The organism is Pseudomonas sp. HN8-3 (assembly GCF_020790195.1).
GTDB lineage: Bacteria > Pseudomonadota > Gammaproteobacteria > Pseudomonadales > Pseudomonadaceae > Aquipseudomonas > Aquipseudomonas synxantha_A.
This window is the reverse complement of record NZ_CP086206.1, coordinates 2,663,953-2,689,075: the sequence shown is the minus strand read 5'-3', so window position 1 is coordinate 2,689,075 and position 25,123 is coordinate 2,663,953. Positions and strand designations below refer to the sequence as shown.

The window sequence follows — 25,123 nt, the reverse complement described above, 5'->3', positions numbered from 1 at the left end:
TAAACCCCGACCACCCGGTTCGGCGCTCTTAAATTGCCGCTTCAGGGACGCCAGGACGGACCGGGCTGGGGTGACGACGGAGCGGGCGTGGCAGGTTCCATGCCCGATAACCGTTGTATCTCCGCCCGGGACAGCTCCATGCGTTTCTGAGTACGGGCGGCGGCCCGTTCGATCTCCAACTGGCCTATGGCTTGCTCATAGCGCGCCATGCTCTGGGCATCGCCCCGATCACTGTGCGCGTCCTCCAAGGCTTCATAACGGCGTGCCAGTTCGTCCTCAAGGGCCTCGAACTGTTCGGCGTAACGCTCATCCAGATAACGCAACCAGTACTCACGTTGAATCAGGCTTTCGACAAACGCATCGGTACTTTCAGTTGCCAGGATTTGTGCGCGTAACTGTGCCTGTAGCTCGGCATTGATCGGGTTTGCGAACGCCATGTAGGTCGGCTGCCCAGGCAGCTCCAGGCCGTCGGGCCAGCCGCGGGTCAAGCCGATCCGGTAACTCAAGCGCACCTCGGCCCGGTCCATGCCCACCGCGGCGGCTTCTGCGAGTTGATCGGCCCTGCTCAACCGAAACAACTGCCGCGACAGGTTCAGCAGCGCCCGGCCCCTGAGGTCGAGCCGCTGCTGTGGGATATCGCGCAAGGCGCGGTATTCGAACACCCGCACTTCCATCTCACTGAACGTGAGGATGCGGCCATCGATACAGGTGCCATGGGTTTCGGCTTCGATGAACAGGGTACCGCGCAACTCGGCATTTTCTGCGGCCCCCGCGATAACCCCCCATACCCGTTGCGTGAGGCTTGGACGATTGAGGTTGAATTCCGAGGTCAGGCGCAACAGCGAAATGAGGTGGAAAAACCGATCATGATCCTGCGCCTGTGCCAGTTGATTCCACAGCGCTGTTCGTTGTGTCGCCAACTCCGCTGAGGTATCGGCCAACCAGGGGTCAAGTGCCGGCTGCGCGGTATTTTGCAGCGGGTTTTCAATGCTCTCAGCCGGCAGGTAGCCGGCGTCCGGATCACTATCATCGTCGTCAGAACCAGAGCCCGAATCAGCATCGGAGTCGGAGTCCGGGTCCGACTCAGTGTCGGACCCGCCATAATTGCGACGATGGGCGCGGTCCAGTTCTGCTCGCGAAAAGCCCATGACCTCATTGGCCTCATGCGCCTCGGCGTAATTGCGCATTTGTTCAAGGGCTTGCGCGGTCAGGTTATGGTTATCGGACAGGTCCGTACCTGACACCAAGCCGTCGTGCGCGCCTTCGAGTAGAGACTGCGGGAAGGACACCAGCGCATTGCCGCTCAGGTTCAGCCGGGTCAGGTGCTGCGACTCCAACGCCCCCTCGGGCCAGCTTGCGATGTCGTTGTAGCTCACGTCCAGTGTCTCCAGGCGACTGAAGTCCCGCATATCAAATGCCTGCAGGTTGTTATGATTCAAGTCCAACCAACGCAAGCGCTCACTGCGCAATCGAGCAGGCAACGACGGCGCTTGCGTGAAGGCGTTGTAGGCCAGTTCCAGACGTTCAAGCTGCTCCATGCGTTGAACGGCTTCGGGCAGTGCTGTCAGCTCATTACCACTGAGTATCAACCGGTTCAATGGGCCAAAGGCGGCTAAAAATCCGTTGCTGCCTTGCGCAGTGAGCTTGACCCCCGTCAGATTGAGGCTGCGCACATGGGTAAACGGCACGGAGAGCGCGGGAAAATCACCAGGTTGGGTCGCCTGCAAGCTCAACGTCTCGACCTCGCCAGCCGGGCGCCCTTCTACCACAGCCCGAACCCAGGATTCGCGGATCGCCTGTGCGGGGGTTACTCGCTTCAGACTGTCGAGACTGTCGCCAAAAGCGCGCGCCTCGCGGGTAAACAACCAACCATTCAACTCACGCGTCAGCACGTCGTGGGTCTGATACCACCGAGCGACCTGCGTATCTATTTGCAGGTCGCTCAGCCCCGTCTCGCGCAGTTGCCTGACCCTGGCCATGGCTTGCTCTTGCGTCGAGAGCGGGCTTAACGCCCTTATCGCATTTTCCGGAACACCCTCAAAGTGTCCACTACCCGATGGCAAGGGCAGCAAATAGTGCGCTACCGAACCTGCGGTCTGCTTCGGGGGAAACACCAGGGGTTCCTGATCCAGCGCAAACCGGCTCAACGCCCCCTCAGGCAATCCTTTGGTCGTCTCGATCCGACGCCGCGCTGCATTGAGTACCGTCGTGCCTTCGACGCTCAACGGGTTGCCTGCCAACTCAGTGCGCATCAACACATCTGAATCATCAAGCGCGAGCGGTGCAAGGCTCGTCAACTGATTGTCACGTAAGTCCAGGCAAGCCAATTGCGCGAGGTGTTCAGCACCTTGCGGCCATTCCCGTAGCATCGATTCGCGCAGGTTCAGCGCCGTCAGGCGGGTCAGTGCGCTGACGTCGAGGGTGCCCAGCCGGTTGTATTGCAGGCTCAGCACTTGCAGCCTGTTCAACCCATTGAATTGAGCCTGTACTGCCGGGGTCACTGCGATCTGGTTGTCGGACAAGTCCAGGTGTGTCAATTCCGGCAGGATGTCCGCACTGATCGGTACCTCAGTGAGGCGACTGAAGCGCAGTTCAAGGCTTTGCGTTCCGGCGAACGCCTGGATGAAACCACTGAGCTGATCAGGCGGCACATCCTCCAGCCAATTCACCTTTAACGTTTTGACATGCGAAAAGGTACCGGCCGGCAACACCGGCAATTCGCGGATTTTTTCAGCGACCAGGGGATTGGTCGGCGACATCTTTGGATCCGGCAGTTCAAACATCGAAATATCGATATCGGTCGGCAGGCCATAGCGTTGGCATACCGCCCCGCGCCAGCTTTTCTTCAGCAACGCCAGGATGCTTGCATTCTGCCCGTCCCTCCAGCGCACCCGGAGTACGGGGACCAAAGAGGGTTCGTAGAACGGCTTGAAAATGCCGAGGTGTTCTTCACGCAGCGCTTGCACGGCGTTCATCCGCGTTTGTGGCGTGTTCCACAGGCCCATGACCACGTCCGTCATTCGACGGCCGACAGGGACCTCGCCCATCAGCAGGCTCAATTCTCCGCGTGCAAAGCCTCTGACCATTTCGTCCAGGTTCGCCAGGTGTGGCCCGAACGACCCCGCATAATTCCTGACGTGCTCATAGGCTGGCTTGAAGTCTTCATAGCTGAACGTCGACCAGTCCAGCGATAACCCGCTCCATAACCGCTCGTACCCGCTATAGAGCTCGGCAGGCAACGTGGCAATGGCGGTCTGGGCCAGATCCAGTCGCTCCAGAAGCGGCAGTTTCTGCACATAGGCGGGCCATTGCATTGGCACGTTGGGCGCCACGATCTTCAAGCGTTTCAAGCGTTGCAAGGGGCTTAAATCCAGGCCGTTGAGGACGTGGCCGTCGTAGGCGAAATAACCGAGCTCCAGGTGTTCAAGGCCGGCCAGTGCCGTCAATTGCGACGATAACTGCGCGGTCAACTGATGTGCATCGAAGCTGACTGCCAAATGTTTGAGCCCTGTGAACTGTGCCAACACCTGGGGCACGCGGGTCAACTTCGGGCTGGCATCCGTGGTTTCTACGGTTGGGAAATAGGGCGGCCGCAAGGTCAGTTTTTCGAGAGAGGGAAACTGGCTCAGAAACCCATCGATATTGGTGTCATGCAGGGCCGTACCGAGAACAGATAGTTCACGCACGTATGAAAAGTTCGCCGTCAATGAAGGCAACGGTTCATTGAGGGTCAACGCCAAGGCATCGGCACTCGGCACTTTCCCGGCCAACCAAGAACGGCCCCAGCTACGCTTGAGCGCTTCCCCGGCGAGGAAATTGCTCTGACGATTGGCTACCGACGAGCGATTGACCCAATGATTGAGCGCGTCATGCAGCGCCTGGCGCTCTTCAAACAGCGCTTTCAACCTGCTGACGATTGCTCGGCCATCGTTCCCCGCCCGTACCAGCTCAAGGAAAAACGCATTGATCTGCACCTCATCCAGATCCGGATAGATTATGCGCACCTGATGAGCCAGCAGCGGGCTCACACTCGGCCCCCGCCCACTGGCCTGATAACCTATCAGCGTGTCGTTGATGCGCACCGGCGGCTTGAACCTGGGCACTTTTGGCTCCAGCCACGCCGAGGCCTCCAGACGATGCGCATCGGCTTGCTCGATCAGTTTGCGTTGCAACACGGCGTGTTGGCTGACCTGCGGCACTCCCAGGCTCTGGCGCGCCTCATCGGGCAAGGCATGCATCAGCGAGGCGAAAAAGTTGTCGCCCTCCGGTGCCAGACTGTTGAGTGCTTCGCCCCGCTCATCGAACGCCTGGTAGCTGGGGCCGTGCTTGACCAAGTATTTTTTCTGCGCCGCGGTGGGCGCACCAATGCTGTCGATCAGCGTGCCACGCGTGTGGGTGCTGCGCACTTCCAGGCGCAACGTATCCGGCCAGCCCGGCAGCGTTTGAAGGGCATGCAGCGCCAGCCGTCGGCTGTCGGCCGCGGCAATCGTCTCGCTACGCAGCCCGGCGTAGGCTCGGGCCAACCGTCCTTGTCGCGCATACCAGCGAGCTTCCTCGAGCATGTTCAAGGGTACGCGCGCGGTGGCGGCTAGCCGTTCAAGCTCATCGACACGGGCGTGGTCGAGCACCGTTTGCGCTGCCGCCTTGCTGAGCCCCGGGCAAGTGCGTTGCAGCAGGCTGATACGCTTGTCCAGCGGCTCGGTGCCGCCGTAGATACTGTCGAAAATCGCCGGCCTGCGCTCGCGCGCATAGTCGGCCAGTCGCTGGTTGAACCTCGCCTTGCGCGCGTCGAGGCTGCCTGGGCCGTCGGTGCCGAGCAACTGCACCCGCTCTGAATCGTCCAACGCCAATAGAATCCGCGCAGGCACTTCGCCGCCGAGAATATCGCTGCGCCCCACCTTGATCGGCAGCGCTGCGCGCCCACCTTTAAACGAGCGGTGAGCACCATACTTGACCGACCGGCCGAAGGTACCGGCCCCCTCGAACACTTCCAGTACGCGCCCTCGCGGCCAACCGGGCATTTCAACGATCAACGGCAGCGCATACAGGTACAGGTCATCAATATCACGGGTACCCTCTAGTTGCTCGATCACCCGCGACACATCTGCATCCGCCTTGAACAGGCGCAGCGCATCAATCAGCTCGGGCGGCGCAAGCGTATGGTCCATATGCATCTTGCGCAGCGTGTTGTCGATGACGCCGCTGACATCGGCGACCTTGAGCAACTCCTGGTCAGTGAATACCTCGGTTTGATGCCCCATGCGCCGCAACAGCGTCAACCGATCCCACTCCAGCGGGCGCTCCAGGGTATGCCGCCAGGCGCCGTGACCGTTGTGCTCAAGCATCGGTTGGTAGGCCTGGGGGTCGGTGGGGTGCTTGATCCGCCACTTCTGAATTGACTCGTCAAAGTATTGCTCGTAAACCTGAGGGCCTTGGCGGATATAGGTCCTGCCCTCTTTCACATACTGCCCTTGGGCGTTGGGGTAGGCGGCGCGGTCCAGGGTCACGGGGTGTTCATAACCACTCAGGCTCGGCTTCCACAAGCGTACCTGGCCATCGGGCCGCTTAACCTCGCTAAGTGCCTCGATCACCGGCTCGGCCTTGGCCGCTCGCCAGCGACTGACGCCCGCCCCCACACCGGCCATCACGGCGATCTGTGCCAGGTTCTCGGCCACGTCAATCAAGTGCGCCTTGGCCGCCTGGCGGTCACCTTCGCCCCATTCAATCGCACCTTCCAGGGTTTCATAGAGCAACTGCCCGGCCATCACCCCCATCATGACCTCGCCCAGCACCGGTACGAACATCGACACCATGTTCAACCCCAGCATGCCGATTTCCAGCAGGTGCGCCAGTTTGGCGTCACGGGCCTTGGCATCCACGTCCGCGGTGGGCACGGCATGGGCCCGTGCATCTGCGATTACCTGCTCGCGGTGTTGCTCGTAGAAGTACTGCCAAGGGTCGATGTTCGCCGCCCAGATCCCTTTACCGCGCCGCGTGCGCGTTGAGGGATCAAGGAAAGGGTCGGGGTTGGGTTCAAGCTTGGCAGGCGCCTCGGGCGGCAACTCCTTGATGCCGGTGATGAAGTGCGGCGTGGTGAAATCTAGCAATTTCTTCCACGGTGAGCGCCAGATGTCGGTGGGTGAGTCGGCGGCTTTCTGGGTGAACTGGCTGAAGTAGTAGGGCCGCTTGTCGTAGGGCACGAAGCGACTGAAAAACTGCTGGTACGGCGTCGGCGAGGGATCATTGGCCTTGGCCGGGTCGCGGGCGGTGAACAGGCGCTTGAATTCAGCCTGCATTTGCCGCCAGCGGTAGCGCTTGAGCGGATGCTCAGGGTCCTGGGGCACATAGATGATCAGCTCGTCCGGGTAGCTGTATTTCTTGCAGATCGAGAACACCATGCAGCCGGTCATACGCAGCCGCATCAGGCCCAGGGTCCTGAACCAGACCTGCTTGTCGCCCATCCAGGGATGAATTTCACCCTCGATCACCGACAGCAGCATGCGGTGATCGGCCGGCTCGATATCGCCGGTCAACAGTGCCTGCTCGGCGGCGGCCCTGACGGCGGCCTTCTGATTGGCGATGAACTGGTCACGCAGGGTGACTTGCGCGCTGGCGTCTTCGGGGTAGAAAAATGATTGCAGGTAGGCCTGGTATTTGGCGCCGATATTGAGGTTTCGACACAGCGTCAAAAACTCACTGACCTTCAGGTTGATCGCCACCGAGTGGTAGGTGCCGGAGGTGCCGGTGGCTTGCATGAACCCGGAGGTCTTGTGGTAAGCGCCCTCCTTGCACTCGTAGGCCTCAAAGTTGTGCAAGGCCGCTTCCAGCAGGGGCAGTTTCAAGAACTCGAAATCCCCCGCCTCGACTTCGGCAATCCCCACCGCCAGCGGGCGGCGCAGGCACAACAGGGTTTTGTCGACATCGAGGTCCAGTCGGTACTGATCCTTCAGGGCTGTGAGCAGCAAGGGCCGGGCGAAGTCGTCGATGCCCTGGAAGGAGGCCATCGTCTTGTCCAGTTGCGTCTGGGTGGTGAGGTTGGCAAGAAAACGGCCGGTCACCTCATTGCGTTGCTCAGGCGTGGCGTTCGCGAGCCACGCTGGCATGACCGTGCTGGCGTCCTTGAGCGCCTGCTTGCGGGCCGGCGTCGCGCTGATCAGCCAATCAGGACTGCTGCGCTCCAGGAAGTCACCGTGCAGGCTTTGGGTGGCGTTGAGCTTTTTCACCGGCTCAGGTACGTCGTTGGTTGGCACGCCCGGCGAAGAAAGCTGGGATGAAGAGTCCATCGTGTCACTCCTTTGAAATGGACTGACAGCACATCACGGCGCCCGCTAGGCCAGGCGGTGCATATATGACGTCGTGCGCGTTCGGGGCGGGGCGCCGGCAGTGGTATTCCTGTACCGCCTGCGGGGTCACCACATTCGATTTCCTGTCGCTTCTCTCAAACAGGTAAAAGGATTTCATCATGCCCACCCCGAGCACCCCCACGACCCTGAGCCAACTGCCCGCCCAGGCCATCCATGCGCATTTCGCTACGCGCCCGGCCTTGTATTCCGTGGTGTTCAATGCCCTGCGCGACCGTATCCTGGAGCGCTATCCATCGCTCAAGCTGGACTTGGCTACCGTCAAGCTGGCCATCCCGCACCCCGATGGGGTGTACACCTACCGGTCGTTGATGGAAGTTGCCATCGCCCATGTGCTCAACCCACAGTTGCTCGACCTACGGCCCAAACACGGAATGGCGTACTACCTGACGCAACAGATTCCCACGATCCTCAAGCCTGATGCCGCGCCGCAGATCGACATGCAGGCAATCGCAAGCATCATTGATGAACTGCCCGAATCGATTCACCTGTATTTCCAGGCTGCGCTGGCCGACTACTGGAGCGAAACCGACAGCCATGGCAGCAGCCGCTGGCAGTGGCTGGGCGAATTTCTCAACGGCCGGATGACGGCAATAGCCGCCAGCCAATCGAGCTTGAACCCGACCCAGCGGGACATGCTCAGGGTCGTCGCTACCTGGCCGGTGCAAGCCGAGCGCCTGCCCCAATCCTCACCCGCCACCTATGTTTATTTGATTGAGAACACATTCACCCATGCCGGCGAACAGGTCAGCCTGCTAACCCCCGACCTGCTGCTGGTGCGCGACAAGCAGGTGCTGCTGTACAGCGTGGCCGGGGATATCCAGGCGTTTGACGGCCTCGATGACTTCGGTGTTGCCTGGGGAGCCAGGATGCAGGCGCGCTTCCAGTTCGACAGCCTTACGTGGCGGCGCAACGAACCGGACGGCAATGTGTTCGAGCAACAGGCCGGCCTGATCCTCAATCAGCAACTGGAAGATCTGGCGACGTTGAAATTTCAGGGCCAGGACGAAAGAACGCTTGAACGACGCCTGGGAAAACTCACCGATCCGGCGCTGCTGTTTACCCAGGTGCCGACAGCCGCTGAGCCGACCTTGCAAAAGGTCAATGAGCAACTGCCGCCATGGCTCGCCCAGGCCAGCGTCACCGACCGTTTTGCCTACCATCGCCACGTACAGGACATGGCGCAGGTGCTGCAACGCAACCAGGGCCGCTCGTTCAACGAGGGCATTGAAAACATCTACGGTTTCAGCCGCGCCGCGCTGCGCAAGCAGATGCAAGCCGATCATGGCGACTGCGACCCTGACGAAGTGGTGCTGGACTTTGCCGTGGCCGCCGGTTATCCAGGCGGCGCCGGTATTATCGAGCATGTGCGCATGTCGCTGACGGAGTTGGCGCTGAAGAACCTGGCCGGCAAACCTAAAGGCACACTCACGCTGTCCTCCAAAAATGCAACGCCCCTTCCAAGCTGGCTCAATGAAGACTACCTGCTGGGCAGTACCGGGCTGATCCAGCGTGTCGATATCGGCGCCACCTATCCACAAACAATCAAAGACACCTTGTTGTCCGACACGGTTGACGCGCGCCGCCGGGAAACCCTGTTTACCCGCGAACTCAAGGTCAAGCTGCCGATGCAGGCACTGGAATACAAGATTCGCGGGCAGCATGGCGTCACCGTCACCGGTTATCGCTACGTCAAAGCGTTGATGGGTGAAATGCCCTCGGACCGAATCGTCGACGAACAGGAGATTGTTCTGCGCCCATTGGCCCTGTGCCGCAAGCCCGGGGCCGCACCGGATGAAGTCAACAACGCGTTCATTATCGAGCCGCGTGATACGAGTGTCGGCCCGCACCTGCTGTACCAGCCGCTGTATGCCGAGGCCCTGCATGAATACCCGACCCGCCAGGCCTTGCTCGACGCACTGGCCGCGCCCGGTGCGTTGCAAGACACGGTGCTGGCGTGGCTGAGCGACACGGCCCGCCCCATCTATGACCATGGCGGCATCAAGGAACCGCACATCATTCGTTTCCTGCCCGGGGATGAATTCAGCATCCCTGAAAAGCCAGCACCTGCGACGCTCGCCGTCGATGAAGGCGCGGGCGAATGGCTGCAATCGCAAGTCAACGGTCAACTGCTCAATCATCTGTTCGGCAGCACGGCACGGGCCTTGGTCGACCTGGCGGACCGCGAGTCGGTGTCCAACCACGAAAGCCGCTGGGCCGTCGTGATGGAAGGCGCGTGGTTGCTGTTCAATACCCTACTGTTACCGCTGGTACAGGGCCCGGCCATGCTGGCTGGTTGGTTCATGGTGCTGGTCAGCAGCCTGGAGCAGGATCTGGCCGGCCTGGACAGCAACGATCCCACCACCCGTGAGCTGGCCCTGATCGATCTTTTGCTCAACACCGCCATGGTGCTGCTGCACGCCACTGCCCGTTCCGATCGGTCTCGACAGCCGTTGTCGGAGCCCTCCGCGCAGGAGCATGCCCTGCACCTGGAAACGTGGCACCGCTCGGCGGGACTGCCCGCTGCGCAAGAAGCGCCCATAGTGCGCCATGGCCCAGTATCGCTGCCCGGTGAACCACCGGCGACCGGCCACACGGCCCTGGACTTCGGTCACTCGATTGCCAGCCCTCAAGCCGGCGCGAAGTTGCTCAAGGCGCTGCTCGATGTGCAAGTTCCGTGGCCCACTCCGCTACCCTCCCCTCTAACACACGGTGTTCTCAAAGGGCTGTACTGGATTGACGGCAAGTGGCACGCCAGCATTGGCGGGTTGTTGTTTCAGGCGAACGTGGTGCCGGGTTTCAACGAGGTCTATCTGGTGCATCCGGACCATCCCCAGCATCCCGGCTTCAAGCTGGTCAGCGATGGCCAAGGGCATTGGCGGCTGGACCGGCGTGCCAGGCTGGAGGGTGGCATGCCCAGGGACAGCTTGAGTGGGTGGAAGTCAAAGCGTGACCAGCGTATTCGCACGTTAAAACAAGAATTTGACGCGCTCTTGATAGAGATGAATTCAGAAGTGATCTCTACCGCTGTGTTGGAGTCCATCTTGAATACGACCCGCGCCAATCTGGCCGACCAGGCGACACTTCTGAGAAAGGACTGGCTACTCCTCGGCACCTCAGCCAGCATCCCGCAGCTTCACGCCCAGGTCGCCAGGCGCCACGCGGCCAGGCGAGTCGATACAGCACATGCCAGGGCCCAGTGGGAAACAGCACTCGACAACTACCAACAAAACGGCCGGACATTGATCCCTGTGATGCAGCGAATCGAAGCCAAGGCCGATGAACTGATGCAAGCCGACCGCACAGATTCCACACGCAGGCAAACACGAGATAAGGCCACAAGAATCATCTATAGCTACTGGAGTTCGGTCTTTGCGTGTCTGGCGCAAAAAATGGCCGACACTCTGGTAAGCGACAACGGCGAAAACTCCGACGAGCTCGGTGAGCGCGCCAATCGAGAATTACCGGAAAACATCACCCATGCCTACGATGAGTACATCAACACCAAAAAGCGCCAAGTAGCGGCCCTCAATCAAATGATCGAGCCGGCAGAACAGATCGAGACCTTCCTCAAGCAAGCCGACCCTGCACTGCGCCCATTACTGTTGGAAGGAGACCCTTCCGATCAAAACATCTCCTCAGTGGCGATCAAACAGCATGCACTGCTAGTGTTCACTGATTTGGTGTTCAATCGAACCCATCGCCCAATGGGGGTGATGGAGTTTCCGTTCATCCGTGTACTCCACGACCCCCAAATCGTCAGCATTGTGCTCGCACATACAGAAATGCGCACCACCTCAGGCTACTCGACGGTGGAGCAAATCAATGTCCTCAAGGGTGCCCTTGAGCGCTATGAGCAACTGGAGAATGCCGTTAAGTCGTTGTACGAAATGAACTCCGGTTTCGTGCGGGAGGCTTATCGCGTGTCGTACCTGGAACACCTGGGTGAGGCACGTTCAAGCCTTGAGGCGCAACTGGCCAACTTGATCCTCGTTGAAGAAAAGATTGCCCCCAGGCCGGCTCTCGACAAAACCAAACGACAAAAATCCACCACCCGGCGGGTGATCAAAACCGCAGACAAGAAGAGTCTGGTGGGCGACATGCGTACGCACCAGCCCAATGAACCGGGCAATTATGTCGACATTGCCGACCCACTCACCGGCGCAATCATCGCCTCTTACCACGAACATCCCAGCGAAGGCGTTTGGAAAATCGTCAAGCCCGAGAGTGTGCCGGCAAAAACGCCCGCGCCTGTGGTTCGCTCATTGAAAAGAATCAAAGCGGATGCACAAACCATCGAAAACGAGCGAACCAGTATCAATGAACGTATTAGCTTCCAACAGCGCAAACTCCAGGAGCCCAGTCAACGCGAGACAGTCAACCCCAGGGATTGGGAGGAGATGCTGAGTCAACATGCGGCAAAATTTTCAGCATTGGCCAAGGAGCTTGAGAGCGCGACTGGCGAAGAAGCCGCTGCCCTGCGCAAGCGCTACGATGACGCGGCAAAAGCTGCCTCTAAACAGGCTCACAAGGTGTGCGCCGAAGGGTATCTGTTACAGCGCCCCAAAGCCTACAAGGTCGATTATTTACACACACATGGTTTTGTTGATATCAACCTGGTGAAGAAAAAAAAACGTATTCCACTGAAGGCCGGTGACTTTCTCACCGAATATGTCATACGTGACAAACGTAAAATCAAACCAGGAATAAAGTGGGAGGAAGCTAACCTGTGGTACGCGCACTTCCATTACACCTCCGTCGACTCTCCCGTCTCACCGCCTAATTACGGCCACCTGAAGACCCCAGCAGAACGCCTGTTTACGCGCAAAGAACTGATGGAGCGGGACAAGGCCAATAACCGCGTCGTGATCTATCTGGATGACGCACGGATCGATGCGCCGCTTGATCAGAAGCTGTTCCTGCACCTGGAGGTGTACGGTCGTTCTTGATCGTTTCCACTCGTGGGAACGATCAAGAAGCAGGGTTCAGAGGGCTGATACAAGCCAGCCGCGTGCTGCCCAATTGTCTATGCTCTGTAAGACAGCCTTGCGCACGAGGGTTTTATGAACGATCCAGCCAACAACAAGCCGCCAACCTTCTGGCAAATGCTCCACAGCGTCCTGGCAGCGGCCTTTGGTGTTCAGAGCGGCAAGAACCGCACCCGTGACTTTACCCACGGCAAGCCCAGCCACTTTGTGATCCTGGGCCTGCTTTTCACGGCGGTATTTGCCTTGACGTTGTTCGGCATCGTCAAGCTTGTGCTGCACTTGGCCGGGGTTTAACGCAGCAGTAATTGCAGGCTGAACGGGTACCGGTAGGATGCCGGTTTGCCTACGGCCGACAGTGCGCGAAAATCCACCGACGGCGTCGACGCCTGCAACTGTCGCGCCTGGTCGGCATCGATCAGTTGGAACAATGCTTGTTGACGGTCGCGCGTGCCGGTCGCGCCGATATCGATACCCTTGGCATGGTCATTGATCAACACCATCGCCCATCCGCCCAAAGTGAAGTGCCCTGCCACCAAGGTACTCAGGCGCCCATCCAAGCGTGCCCTGAGGATTTCTGGCGAGCTATTGAGCGCACTGAACAACACGTCTTTACCCGGCACCCGCCCGCTGTCTTGCAGGGCCTGCATGGCACCCAGTGCCATTTCATCATTGGCCGACCACACCAATGCGGCCTGCGGGTAGCGTTTGAATAACAGTGTGGCCTGCTCAAAGGCACGCTGGCGGTTCCACTCACCGTAGACAAGCTGACGCAGACGCACTTGGGGGTGCTCGGCCAACGCACGGCGCAAACCTTTTTCACGCAACTGCGCAGCCGGGGTGTTCTTGGCTCCGGAAAACGCCAACAGCTCAAGGGATGCCCCTGGCGCGAGCGGGGCATGGTTGCCTAGCAGGTCGATGAGCATCAGGTAACCGGCCTGCTCATCGTCGGCCACCAGGCTGCCGATCCACTCAGCGTCTTTATGGGCATCCAGCAATTGCACCTGATCGCCGGTCAGTGCGTTATTCACAATCAGTAGCTTGACCCCACTGCCCCGGGCCATGCGCAAGATCGGCGGGGCTACATATTGCTCATTGACCAGCACCAGATAGTCGGGCCGCTGACTGCCTTGCAGCGTCTCACGGGCTTGTGCCAGGGTGTTATCGGCATTCCGCTCGGAATAGCGCACGCGCAAATCCAGGCCGAGGTCCTTGGCGGCGGCCTGCATGAATTGCGCATAACTGACCCAAAAGGTTTCCGTGGACGAGCCTGGGTTAAGAAAAACCACCGACGCCGCCCGGGCCATCGCCCCGTACGTCGATCCTGCTAACCACATACACGTAATCAGAACCTTCAACATGGTTGTTTCGAGCCTGGAATATTGATCGCCATAATAGTGGCAATGCGACAGCAAATCGAGGCTCAGTCAACGCTCTTTTACTGGTGGCTGACCCAGAACACGGCCGTCCCGACCACCAAGATGATCAGGAACAGAATGGCCCAAGCATCCACGGTACTGTCAGGTTTACGGGCTTTGGTGGAATTGCTCATTGCATCGCCTCTTGTCAGTTTTATAGGTGACGGCACTAAGACTCGACCACAGTAAAGACCAGAGTTGCCCCTATGACAAATGTGGGTATGGCGATAACAGTTCTCATTAGTCAGTTTGGTTATTTACATATACCCAAACATCACTTTTGCGCATATACGCAAACTGGTATCGTGCGCCGGCTCCGTTGGGAGTGCGCGGCCGTGCGCGCAGATTTGCCGAGAACAGGACCTATATGTACGTATACGACGAATACGATCAGCGCATCATCGAGGACCGCGTCAAGCAGTTCCGTGATCAGACCCGACGCTACTTAGCAGGTGAACTGAGCGAAGAAGAGTTCCGCCCTCTGCGCCTGCAAAATGGCCTTTATGTTCAGCGCTTTGCGCCGATGCTGCGGGTCGCCGTGCCCTATGGCCAGCTGACTTCGCGCCAGACGCGAATGATGGCCAGGATTGCCCGCGACTTCGACAAAGGCTATGCCCACATCAGTACCCGCCAGAATGTGCAGTTCAACTGGCCGGCCCTGGAAGACGTGCCGGACATCCTGGCTGAACTGGCCACTGTGCAAATGCACGCCATTCAGACCAGCGGTAACTGCCTGCGCAACGTGACCACCGATCAGTTTGCCGGCGTGGCTGCCGACGAGTTGATCGACCCACGGCCGTGGTGCGAGATCGTGCGCCAGTGGACTACCTTCCACCCTGAGTTCGCCTACCTGCCGCGCAAGTTCAAGATCGCCATCAATGGCTCGACCTCGGACCGCGCCGCCATCGAAGTGCACGATATCGGCCTGGAGCCGGTGTACAACGCTGCCGGTGAGCTGGGTTTCCGCGTGCTGGTGGGTGGTGGATTGGGCCGTACCCCGGTGGTCGGCGCGTTCATCAACGAGTTCCTGCCGTGGCAGGACCTGCTGAGTTACCTCGACGCCATCCTGCGGGTCTACAACCGCTACGGCCGTCGCGACAACAAGTACAAAGCCCGGATCAAGATCCTGGTCAAAGCGCTGACCCCTGAGGTGTTTGCCCAGAAAGTCGACGCCGAAATGGAACACCTGCGCGGCGGCCAGACCACCCTGACCGAAGCCGAAGTGCACCGCGTCGCCAAGCATTTTGTCGATCCTGAATATAAAGCCCTGAGCAACCAGGACGCCGAACTGGCCGCCCTTGACCAGCAACACCCAGGTTTCGCCCGCTGGCGCACGCGCAACACCCTGGCGCACAAGAAGCCAGGCTATGTGGCGGTGACCCTGTCGCTCAAGCCCACCGGCGTTGCCCCAGGCGATATCACCGACAAGCAGCTGGACGCCGTTGCCGACCTGGCCGAGCGCTACAGCTTTGGCCAACTGCGTACCTCCCACGAGCAGAACATCATTCTTGCGGACGTCGAGCAAAGCCAGCTGTTCAGCCTGTGGGGCGAGTTGCGCGAAGGCGGTTTTGCCACGCCGAACATTGGCCTGTTGACCGACATCATCTGCTGCCCGGGCGGCGACTTCTGCTCCCTGGCCAACGCCAAGTCGATCCCGATTGCCGAATCCATCCAGCGCCGTTTCGACGACCTGGACTACCTGTTCGACATCGGCGAGCTGGACCTGAACATCTCCGGTTGCATGAACGCCTGTGGTCACCACCACGTCGGCCACATCGGCATCCTGGGCGTGGACAAGAAAGGCGAAGAATTCTACCAAGTGTCCCTGGGTGGCAGCGCCAGCCGCGATGCGAGCCTGGGCAAGATCCTCGGCCCATCCTTCGCCCAGGAAGCCATGCCCGAGGTGATCGGCAAGCTGATCGACGTCTACATCGAACAGCGCACCGAAGATGAACGTTTCATCGACACCTACCAGCGCATCGGCATCGACCTGTTCAAGGAGCGCGTCTATGCAGCGAATCATTAAGAACAACGAAGTCGTCGACGAAACCTGGCACCTGCTGCCCAAGGACGCGAGCTTCGACGGCATCTCCAACTGCGACGACCTGATCGTGCCGCTGGCCCTGTGGCGCGAACACGGCCACGCCCTCAAGGCCCGCGATGGCGGCCTGGGCGTGTGGCTGGACGCCGATGAAGAAGCCGAGGAAATCGGCGCCGACGTGGAACACTTCCAGGTCATCGCCCTGAACTTCCCGGCGTTCACCGATGGCCGCAACTACTCGAACGCCCGCCTGCTACGTGACCGTTATGGCTACAAGGGCGAACTGCGGGCGATTGGCGATGTGCTGCGTGACCAGTTGTTCTACCTGCACCGCTGCGGGTTCGATGCCTTCGCCTTGCGCGCCGACAAAGACCCGTACGAAGCGCTGGAAAGCCTCAAGGACTTTTCGGTGACCTATCAGGCGGCCACTGACGAGCCGCTGCCGCTGTTCCGTCGACGCTGAGTATCAAAATGTGGGAGGGGGCTTGCCCCCGATGACGGAGTACCAGTCAACAGATTCGTTGCCTGATCCACCGCTATCGGGAGCAAGCCCCCTCCCACATTTGGTCCTGCTTGGCTCTGCAAATTTAGGTGGGCAGACCAAGGCCAACGTCGCCCCGTGCATTGCGCTGGTACGTGACCAGTGGTTCATCCCCCGGCGCCCCCGCCAATACCGCGTGGCCATGAAGCAATCTTCACACTATAGGGTGAGCATTCGCTGTAATCGAACTGTCCTCTACTGATCAGCAGTTTTTAACCTCACTGACGACTGGAGTTCCTTATGGCGAAAATCAACCTGGCCCAGCAACTGGCGACCACCCTTGAACAGGCGGGTATCAAGCGCATCTGGGGCCTGACCGGTGACAGTCTCAATGGCCTGACCGACGCACTGCGCAGCATGGACAGTATCGAGTGGATGCATGTGCGCCACGAAGAAGTCGCCGCCTTTGCCGCCGGTGCCGAAGCCGCCGCCACGGGGGAGTTGACGGTGTGTGCCGGCAGTTGCGGGCCGGGCAACCTGCATTTGATCAATGGTTTGTTCGACTGCCATCGCAACCATGTGCCGGTGCTGGCGATTGCTGCGCAAATTCCGTCGTCAGAGATCGGCCTCAACTATTTCCAGGAAACCCATCCCCAGGAACTGTTCAAGGAGTGCAGCCATTTCATCGAGCTGGTGAGCAACCCCGAGCAGATGCCCCAGGTACTGCACCGTGCCATGCGCTCGGCAATCCTCAACCGCGGCGTAGCGGTGGTGGTGATTCCGGGGGATGTGTCGTTGCTTGAAGTGGAAGATAAACTCAAGCCCTGGCCAGCTCTGCACGCACCGCGCACCTTACCGGCTGAGCAGGACCTGCAACGCCTCAGCGAGATCCTTCAGGGCAGTGAAAAGGTCACCCTGCTGTGCGGCAGCGGCTGTGCCGGTGCCCACGACCAAGTCGTAGCGCTGGCCGATGCGCTCGGCGCGCCGGTGGTGCACGCGTTGCGCGGCAAGGAACATGTGGAGTGGGATAACCCGTTTGACGTGGGCATGACCGGCCTGATCGGTTTCAGTTCCGGTTACCACGCCATGCTCGACTGCGACACTTTGATCATGCTCGGCACCGACTTCCCCTACCGCCAGTTCTACCCCACCGATGCCAAGATCATTCAGGTTGATCGCGACCCGCAAGCCCTGGGACGACGCGCCACGCTGGATCTGGGCATCGCAGCCGATGTCAGGGAGACCATCGATGCCCTGCTGCCGCGCCTGACCCGCAAGACCGATCGCAGCTTTCTTGAGACCTCGTTGAAGCACTACGAGAAGGCCCGTCAGGGGCTGGATGACTTGGCGCAACCCTCCAAGGCGAATCGACCGATCCACCCCCAGTACGTCGCACGCTTGCTCAGCGAGCTGGCCGACGATGATGCGATCTTCACCGCCGACGTCGGCTCACCCACGGTGTGGGCGGCGCGTTATTTGAAGATGAATGGCAAACGCCGGCTGATCGGCTCGTTCAATCATGGCTCGATGGCCAACGCCATGCCTCAGGCCATCGGCGCCCAGGCGGCATTCCCTGGGCGCCAGGTGATTTCAATGTCGGGCGATGGCGGGTTTACCATGTTGATGGGGGATTTCATTTCACTGGCGCAGTTGAATCTGCCGGTCAAACTCATTGTGTTCAATAACTCGTCCCTGGGGTTTGTGGCCATGGAAATGAAGGCTGCCGGGTACCTGGACACTGGCACCGAGCTGAAAAACCCGGACTTCGCGGCCATGTCCAATGCCATGGGCATCCTGGGGATTCGCGTGGAGCAATCCGAAGACCTCGAGCCGGCTTTGCGCCGCGCATTGGCCCATGATGGCCCGGTGCTGGTAGACGTGGTGACCGCCACTCAGGAACTGGTGATGCCGCCAAGTATCAAGCTGGAACAGGCCAAAGGGTTCAGCTTGTATATGCTCAAAGCGGTGATGAGTGGGCGCGGGGATGAGGTGATTGAACTGGCCCGGACCAACTGGCTGCGTTAAACGAAAAGGTGGGAGGGGCTTGCTCCTCCCACACCTGAGCGCATTGCCCGATCAAGCCTTCTGTTTTTCCACCCATTTGCCGTAGGCATCGATAAATGCTTGCAAGAATGGTTTGGTCTTTTCCGAGACCTTGCCCGCCTCATCGAACACACTGCCCGCCCCACCCAGGTAAGCTTCCGGCTGCTGCATGCACCACACATCCAGGAACACCAGTGACTGGCGCAGGTGATGATTGGCGCCGAAACCACCAATGGCACCCGGCGACACACTGATGATCGCACCAGGCTTGCCGCTCCAGGCGCTTTGCCCATATGGACGAGAACCTACGTCGATAGCGTTCTTCAACGCTGCCGGTACGGAGCGGTTGTATTCCGGGGTCACGAACAGCACCGCGTCGGATGAACTCACCTGTTGGCGGAAAGTACTGTAGGCTGCGGGCGGTGTTGCACCGTCGATGTCCTCGTTGTAGAGCGGCAAGTCGCCGATTTCAACAATGTTCAACTTGAGATTGGCAGGCGCCAGCTCGGCCAAGGCCAGGGCGACCTTGCGGTTGATCGACGCTTTTCTCAAGCTGCCCACCAGGACGGCAATCGTGTAGACCTTGCTCATTGAGGTTTCCCGACTTCTGAATAAAGGAGCTTGTAGTTATAAAGGCTTAGCGGCGTGTTCACCAGAGGGTTTCGATGATTACCGGGGCGTTTTCCTTGCAGTAACCTGCGTAGGAAGTGTCTGAAAATATCAGCGAATAGTATTTTTTTCTTATAGGTAAACTACCCCGCTCCCTGACGGTCTACAGAACCGCAAATCGAGCGTTTATCTCCAGAGGTTCTAAACAGATGGCAGCAGTACTAGTCGGACAGTTCCATGCCAGAGACGCGGAAGGCCGCGTATATTCGGTGCATGAGTTCCAGGAATCCAACCCGGCGCAAGGCGACCTGGCTGGCTCGACGCCCACCACCACCTACAAGCTGGCCATTGGCGACCGTGTAGAGAAACTGGAAGGCGATGAATTCAAACTGATCCAGTCGGGGACCATTCTCGTCCGCGAATCGAAAACTACCCTGGCATCATAAGGGTCCCCGTTTGTACACCCGCTCAGTCCTGGCCATCGATGGCGTTGACTGGGCCGGGGCCATCAAGGACTGCGGATCTGCGTCACTTCGATGCCCTGCTCACTTTGTTTGAGCGTCACCACCAGTTGCCCTCTCTCCCCCTCCACCGCGTACATCGAGCGCTTGTAGCCCGACCGGTTGGACGCGGGGTACGCCTCCACTTGCTTGATCAAGGTAACCGCCAACACAGTGCCGACCTGCTCGTTCACTTTTTCCTGGGAACGGATGAACGTTTCAAGTGCAAGGCCTTCGGATGGGTGTTCCGTGGGGTCGTTGAAGAGGTAAGCCGCCACGCATCCCACGGTCACAAGAACCACGAGTTGCTTGGCCGTCACCCCGAAGAACGTCGAGGGTAGAGGCATTTGAGACCAGACCTGTTTTTTGTTGTAAGTACCGGCAAGCCGGCATTGGTCGTTGCTGATCAGACGCACCATTCTAATGAGGTCATGGCCGAGCGCCATAGGCCGGGGCGACCCGCGCAGTCTTTTTTGCGCCTGAGGGCTTGCACCATTGAATACCCATCGCGCTGCACATAGACTCCGGCCATGCGTTTACGTCATATCGAAGTGATTCAGGCCATCTTGCAAACCGGACACCTGGGCACGGCCGCCGAATGGTTGCAACTCTCTGTGGGTGAAGTAGACGCAATCCTGAAGGACGCCGAGTTGCAGCTGGGGTTCATGCTGTTTGCCAGCGTGCGCGGTCGGCTCCAGGCAACACGGGAAACGCTGGAGTTGCAGACGCACATTGCCCAACTGTACGAAGCCTTTGAGCCAGTACAGCGATTGGCCAGCCGTTTGAAACACCATCACGCTCCAACCCTGCGTGCCCTTTGCACCCCGCCCCTGGCCAACCAGCTGTTGCCGCACAGCATCGCCGTGCTGCGCAGACGTTTCCAGGATACGCCGTGCAATCTGTCGAGCCAGCCGACCCGGGATATCGTCAGGAGCCTGCTGCTGCACGAAGCGGATGTGGGCCTGAGCCTGCATGACCCGGAACATGCGCAAATCCAAAGCACGGTGCTGGCCCAGGGCAAGCTGCAATTGCTCGCGCCCCATGGCTGGCTCAAACCCAGGCAGAAGTACATTGCGCTGCAAGACCTGGCCGGGCAGTCGCTGATCGGACTTGAGGGGCATGACCCGCTCAGCCGCCTGCTGGATGCCAAGCTGCAAGCCCTGCGCCCGCTGCCGGTGGTGCAAACGCGGGTGCAGACGTACCAGATGATGCGCAGCATGGTCGAGGCCGGAGAAGGCTTGGCGATTGTCGACCCCTTTACCGCCTTTGGTGCAAGGGAGGCCGGGCTGGATGTATGCCCGGTGTCGCCCCCCATACTGGTCAGCCTCTATGCACTGACCCTGAAGGACGGTGCGACATCACCAGCCTTGAATGCGCTGCTGGAAATAGTCACCCAGAAAGCCGAAAGCCTGGCTTGCAACGACACCAAACCCTTGTAGAAGCGAGTTCAGACTGCTTCCACCTCGGTCTTGAACAACCGATACCAGAAAATCGCCACCTCGCGTGTTTGTGGATCAATCCCGCGATAACGCAGTTGGTCTATCCCGCCCATCACGTACCCGCAGCGCTCATACAGGCGGCAGGCACCCAGATTATTGTTCTGGGTTTCCAGCATCATGCCCGGTAGGTTTTTCTTGCGCGCCCAGAACTGCGCCACATCCAGCAGCGCCTTGGCCACGCCATGGCGTCGCGCCGGCAACACCACGGCCAACTCATCAACATGCGCAAAACCGTTCCAGTTGGTGCTGACCACAATGTGCCCTACCGCACGGTCATCCAGGTAGGCCATGAAGATCGCACTGTCGGCGGCATCGCGAAAGCTGGCGAACTCTTCCGGGTCGATGCCATAGCATTTGCGATACGTCAGGACGCGCTCAACCGGCCATTGCTCGACGCGCTGGCCCATCTGCGGTATGCCATAGGCGCTGACCTCGAAGCTGAAGTCATTGCCCCATACGTATGCGTCGAAGCCTTCGTCGGCGACGCGCACACTGAGCCCTGGGTACTTCGGGTTCATCACAGCTTGCTGCATAAACATTCTTAACCCTTGATGCAATCGACGGTGTAACGACGGCCACTGCCGTCATCTTCGTGTTGCAGCCCATGAACATCGGCGACAAAACCGGGGAAACTGCTATCGAACGTGCGGGCAAATGCCAGGTAGTCGATGATTGACCGCGTTGATTCAGTAAAGCGCTCGCCGGGCATTATCAATGGAATGCCCGGTGGATAAGGCACCAGCATTACGGCTGCGACGCGTCCTGGCAAGGCATCGATGGATACCGCTTCAACTTCGCCTCTGACCAGTTGGTCGTAGGCATCGGCGGGTTTCATCGCTATCTGCGGCAATACCGTGTACATGCGCTTGAGATGCTTGGCGGTGGCGTTGCTACGGTAACAGCTGTGCAACTGGTCGCAAAGATCGCGCAGGCCCAAGCCCTGATAACGTACCGGCCCCTGGGCGTACACCGAGGGCAAACAACTGGCCAGGCTGACGTTGGCATCGTAACTGCGCTTGAACTCCAGCAACTCGGTGAGCAAGGTGCTCCACTTGCCTTTGGTGATCCCCATGGAAAACAACACGAGGAACGAATAAAGCCCGGTTTTTTCCACCACCAGGCCGCGCTCCCAGAGAAACTTGCTGACCACCGCGGCGGGAATCCCACAATCGCTCAAGGCGCCACCTGCATTGAGGCCAGGCATCACCAGGGTGACTTTGATCGGGTCCAGCAAGACATAATCTTCAGCCACATCGCCAAAGCCGTGCCAATCATCCTGGGGATGCAATAGCCAGTCCGCCGTGGCAACGCGGTCGATACCCGCCACCGATTGTGGCTGCCAGATCGAAAACCACCAATCCTCGGCAGCAATATGCTGGCGCAGATTGGCCAGCGCGCGGCGGAAACTCAGGGCCTCGTCGAACATTTCCTGCAACAGCGAGCGCCCGGCGGGGCCTTCCATCATCGCCGAAGCGACATCCAGCGAAGCGATGATGCTGTATTGCGGTGAAGTCGAGATGTGCATCATGAAGGCTTCGTTGAAACGGTCACGGTCCAGCTGCCGTGCGCCGCCATCCTGCACATGAATCATCGATGCCTGGCTGAATGCGGCCAGCAGTTTGTGGGTGGAGTGGGTGGTAAATACCAGCGGGCTGTCCGGTGTGCGCGAGGTGCCCATGCCATAGCGCCCGGCGAAAAACTCGTGAAATGCCGCATAGGCATACCAGGCTTCATCGAAGTGCAGCACCTCTACGCTATTACCCAATTGCTGCTTGATCAGTTCGGCGTTGTAGCACAGGCCGTCGTAGGTGGAATTGGTCACCACCGCCAGCTTCACCTTGGGTGGCCGGCCATATGCCAACGGGCTGGCGTCGATCTTGGCGCGGATTGACTCGGGGCTGAATTCGCTCAGGGGGATCGGGCCGATGATCCCCAGTTCGTTGCGCTCCGGGCACAGGTACAGCGGGATAGCGCCGGTCATGATGATCGAGTGCAACACCGATTTGTGGCAGTTGCGGTCCACCAACACCAGGTCGTCGCGACCGACCATGGAATGCCAGACGATCTTGTTGGCGGTGGAGGTGCCATTGATGACGAAGAACGTATGGTCGGCGCCAAAGTTGCGCGCGGCGCGGGCCTCGGCTTCGGCCAGGGGCCCAGTATGATCGAGCAGCGAGCCCAGTTCAGGGACAGAAACAGACAAGTCCGAGCGCAGGGTGTTCTCCCCGAAGAACTGGTGAAACGCCTGCCCCACCGGGCTTTTACGATACGCCACGCCACCGCCATGGCCAGGGGTGTGCCAGGAATAATTGGAATCGGCGGTGTGCTGCACCAAGGCCTTGAAGAACGGCGGTAACAGGCCGTCCAGGTAAGTGCGTGCAGAGCGGGCGACCTGGCGCGCCAGGAACGGTACGGTGTCTTCGAACAGATAAAGAATGCCGCGTAGCTGGTTAAGCTCGCTCATCGCATCGGCCGGCGCGTTTTCCAGGGTGACTTGCTCACCCAGGGCAAAGATCGGCAGGTTGGGTGCCCTCACCCGCGCCAGGCGGATCAGCTCGACCATGTTTTGCAGCAGGTGGGTATTTTCCCCGGCGCCTTCTGCTGCGATCAACATGCACGCCAAACCGTGATGGGTGGAAGCCACCAACCGCCCTTCGGCGTAGTCCACCGCAGAAAATATACTGAAGCCCTCTTGTTCCAACTCCCTGGCGATGCCTCGAACCCGGTCACCGGCAACGGTGTCGGCCTTGATGTCACGGTGCACGATAAGAATAGGGAACTTGAGGTCTTTGTACATGAGCGCTCTTACTCCGGAGGGCTTTGCACTCAGGGTAGAAGCTGGAAGCGAATGTGGCGAATGAAGATTTGGCAGCCCATCAAGATCAACTGCACTGCCCCGTGCTTATTGTTGTGTCAATTGAGTCCACAACGCCGGCGCACCCGCCGCCTTGGCAATCGCTTCCAGCCGCGCCACGTGCTCGGCCAGGTCCTGCTCGCTGGCGCGGATGATCGGCGTAGGCTTGCGATCGGCCGGCAGGCGGCGGATTTCCGAAGGGCGATTGCCGGAGCCTTCTGCCGAGCCGCTGCCATCAGAGGCATTACCAGCCAGGGACAGGCTGGTTTGCCCGCCGGTCATGGTCAGGTAAACGTCGGCCAGGATCTCGGAGTCGAGCAAGGCGCCGTGCAGTTCACGGCCGGAGTTATCGACACCATAACGCTTGCACAAGGCATCGAGGCTGTTGCGTTGGCCCGGGTGACGCTCACGGGCCATCATCAAGGTATCGAGGATCGTGCAGTGCTGGGAAATGTCCGCACGGTCCGTCTGCCCCATCAGGGCAAATTCGTTGTTGATGAAGCCGATGTCGAACGCCGCGTTATGGATGATCAACTGGGCGCCGTTGATGAACTCGAAGAACTCATCAGCGACTTCGGCAAAGCGTGGCTTGCCCTTGAGGAATTCATCGGTGATGCCGTGGACGCCGATCGCGCCTTCGTCACTGTCACGGTCCGGTTGCAGGTAAACGTGGAAGTGGCGGCCGGTCAGCCGGCGCCCCATCAGTTCGACGCAACCGATTTCGATGATCCGGTGACCATCGGTCACCGGCATGCCGGTGGTTTCGGTATCGAGTACAACAGATCGGATGGCCATCAGGGTTCAGCTCTCAACGGTGTGGTGTGCAATGTGATGTGGTGAATCAAAGGGCGCGATGTTAACACGTGAGCTGATTCAGCTCTGCTTGTAGCCGCGCACTTCATCCACGCCACGATTGGCCAACTGGTCGGCGCGTTCGTTGCCAGGGTGGCCGATGTGCCCACGCACCCATTTCCAGGTGATGTCGTGACGGTTGCATTGCTCGTCGAGCAACTGCCACAAGTCAGCATTCTTGACCGGCTCCTTGGCCGCCGTCTTCCAACCGCGCTTCTTCCAGTTGACCATCCACTCGTTGATGCCCTTCATCACGTATTGCGAGTCGGTCACCAGCAAGACGTTGCAGCGCCGCTTGAGCTCTTCCAGGCCACGAATAGCGCCCATCAGCTCCATGCGGTTATTGGTGGTGTTGGCTTCACCGCCCCACAGTTCCTTCTCCACGCCCTTGCACACCAGCAAGGCGCCCCAACCGCCAGGGCCGGGATTGCCCTTGCAGGCGCCATCGGTGAAGAGTTCTACGCTATCGGTCATCGGTTG

Annotated in this window: 15 protein-coding genes; 7 read left to right on the top strand and 8 right to left on the bottom strand. The window is 59.5% G+C overall.

The window, feature by feature from the left end; all coding sequences use genetic code 11:
- Positions 1 to 41 precede the first annotated feature (41 nt).
- On the bottom strand, positions 42 to 7,283 hold the full coding sequence (locus tag LJX92_RS11865) for an NEL-type E3 ubiquitin ligase domain-containing protein (RefSeq protein WP_228309801.1): 7,242 nt from the start codon (positions 7,281 to 7,283) through the stop codon (positions 42 to 44).
- A 179-nt stretch (positions 7,284 to 7,462) separates the two neighbouring features.
- Here LJX92_RS11865 and LJX92_RS11860 point away from each other — a divergent pair, with 179 nt between their 5' ends.
- Together LJX92_RS11860 and LJX92_RS11855 are read left to right on the top strand one after the other, a co-directional pair.
- The gene (locus LJX92_RS11860; RefSeq protein WP_228309800.1) at positions 7,463 to 12,310 is read left to right on the top strand and encodes a dermonecrotic toxin domain-containing protein; all 4,848 of its coding nucleotides are present in this window, start codon (positions 7,463 to 7,465) and stop codon (positions 12,308 to 12,310) included.
- Positions 12,311 to 12,424: 114 nt separating this feature from the next.
- Complete coding sequence (locus LJX92_RS11855; protein ID WP_032875959.1) at positions 12,425 to 12,643, top strand: DUF2970 domain-containing protein; 219 nt, start codon at positions 12,425 to 12,427, stop codon at positions 12,641 to 12,643.
- On the opposite strand, the gene LJX92_RS11850 is transcribed toward LJX92_RS11855, so the two are convergent.
- Complete coding sequence (locus tag LJX92_RS11850; protein ID WP_032875962.1) at positions 12,640 to 13,707, bottom strand: ABC transporter substrate-binding protein; 1,068 nt, start codon at positions 13,705 to 13,707, stop codon at positions 12,640 to 12,642. The two genes, LJX92_RS11855 and LJX92_RS11850, sit on opposite strands and share 4 nt — an antisense overlap.
- Before the next feature lie 424 nt (positions 13,708 to 14,131).
- On the opposite strand from LJX92_RS11850, the gene LJX92_RS11845 reads away from it, so the two are divergent.
- The 3 genes from LJX92_RS11845 (at position 14,132) to poxB (ending at position 18,311) form a co-directional block, all read left to right on the top strand.
- On the top strand, positions 14,132 to 15,790 hold the full coding sequence (locus LJX92_RS11845; protein ID WP_122734705.1) for a nitrite/sulfite reductase: 1,659 nt from the start codon (positions 14,132 to 14,134) through the stop codon (positions 15,788 to 15,790).
- Positions 15,774 to 16,268: a DUF934 domain-containing protein gene (locus tag LJX92_RS11840; protein ID WP_103734335.1), complete on the top strand. Its 495-nt coding sequence runs from the start codon at positions 15,774 to 15,776 to the stop codon at positions 16,266 to 16,268. Before LJX92_RS11845 ends, LJX92_RS11840 begins: the two co-directional genes overlap by 17 nt.
- Positions 16,269 to 16,586: 318 nt before the next feature.
- The gene (gene poxB, locus LJX92_RS11835) at positions 16,587 to 18,311 is read left to right on the top strand and encodes a ubiquinone-dependent pyruvate dehydrogenase (RefSeq protein WP_103734337.1); all 1,725 of its coding nucleotides are present in this window, start codon (positions 16,587 to 16,589) and stop codon (positions 18,309 to 18,311) included.
- Between the two features lie 51 nt (positions 18,312 to 18,362).
- Here the strand turns inward: poxB and LJX92_RS11830 are convergent, their stop codons facing one another.
- The gene (locus LJX92_RS11830; RefSeq protein WP_005788734.1) at positions 18,363 to 18,920 is read right to left on the bottom strand and encodes an NADPH-dependent FMN reductase; all 558 of its coding nucleotides are present in this window, start codon (positions 18,918 to 18,920) and stop codon (positions 18,363 to 18,365) included.
- A 227-nt stretch (positions 18,921 to 19,147) separates the two neighbouring features.
- Here LJX92_RS11830 and LJX92_RS11825 point away from each other — a divergent pair, with 227 nt between their 5' ends.
- On the top strand, positions 19,148 to 19,384 hold the full coding sequence (locus LJX92_RS11825) for a hypothetical protein (protein ID WP_032875971.1): 237 nt from the start codon (positions 19,148 to 19,150) through the stop codon (positions 19,382 to 19,384).
- A 62-nt stretch (positions 19,385 to 19,446) separates the two neighbouring features.
- Here the strand turns inward: LJX92_RS11825 and LJX92_RS11820 are convergent, their stop codons facing one another.
- Positions 19,447 to 19,785, bottom strand: a complete 339-nt coding sequence (locus tag LJX92_RS11820; RefSeq protein ID WP_032880976.1) for a hypothetical protein — start codon at positions 19,783 to 19,785, stop codon at positions 19,447 to 19,449.
- Positions 19,786 to 19,968: 183 nt separating this feature from the next.
- On the opposite strand from LJX92_RS11820, the gene LJX92_RS11815 reads away from it, so the two are divergent.
- Complete coding sequence (locus LJX92_RS11815) at positions 19,969 to 20,877, top strand: LysR substrate-binding domain-containing protein (RefSeq protein ID WP_032875974.1); 909 nt, start codon at positions 19,969 to 19,971, stop codon at positions 20,875 to 20,877.
- Between the two features lie 8 nt (positions 20,878 to 20,885).
- Here LJX92_RS11815 and LJX92_RS11810 read toward each other — a convergent pair whose 3' ends face one another.
- From LJX92_RS11810 to rnhA, 4 genes are all read right to left on the bottom strand, one after another.
- A complete protein-coding gene (locus LJX92_RS11810; RefSeq protein ID WP_032880978.1) occupies positions 20,886 to 21,455 on the bottom strand; it encodes a GNAT family N-acetyltransferase in 570 nt (189 codons plus the stop codon).
- A gap of 23 nt (positions 21,456 to 21,478) precedes the next feature.
- Positions 21,479 to 23,734 (bottom strand): Orn/Lys/Arg decarboxylase N-terminal domain-containing protein, encoded by a 2,256-nt coding sequence (locus tag LJX92_RS11805; protein WP_032875977.1) that lies wholly within the window; start codon positions 23,732 to 23,734, stop codon positions 21,479 to 21,481.
- Between the two features lie 105 nt (positions 23,735 to 23,839).
- Positions 23,840 to 24,580 (bottom strand): DNA polymerase III subunit epsilon, encoded by a 741-nt coding sequence (gene dnaQ / locus LJX92_RS11800; RefSeq protein ID WP_164699548.1) that lies wholly within the window; start codon positions 24,578 to 24,580, stop codon positions 23,840 to 23,842.
- A gap of 84 nt (positions 24,581 to 24,664) precedes the next feature.
- On the bottom strand, positions 24,665 to 25,117 hold the full coding sequence (gene rnhA / locus LJX92_RS11795) for a ribonuclease HI (protein WP_003173571.1): 453 nt from the start codon (positions 25,115 to 25,117) through the stop codon (positions 24,665 to 24,667).
- Between the last annotated feature and the right edge of the window lie 6 nt (positions 25,118 to 25,123).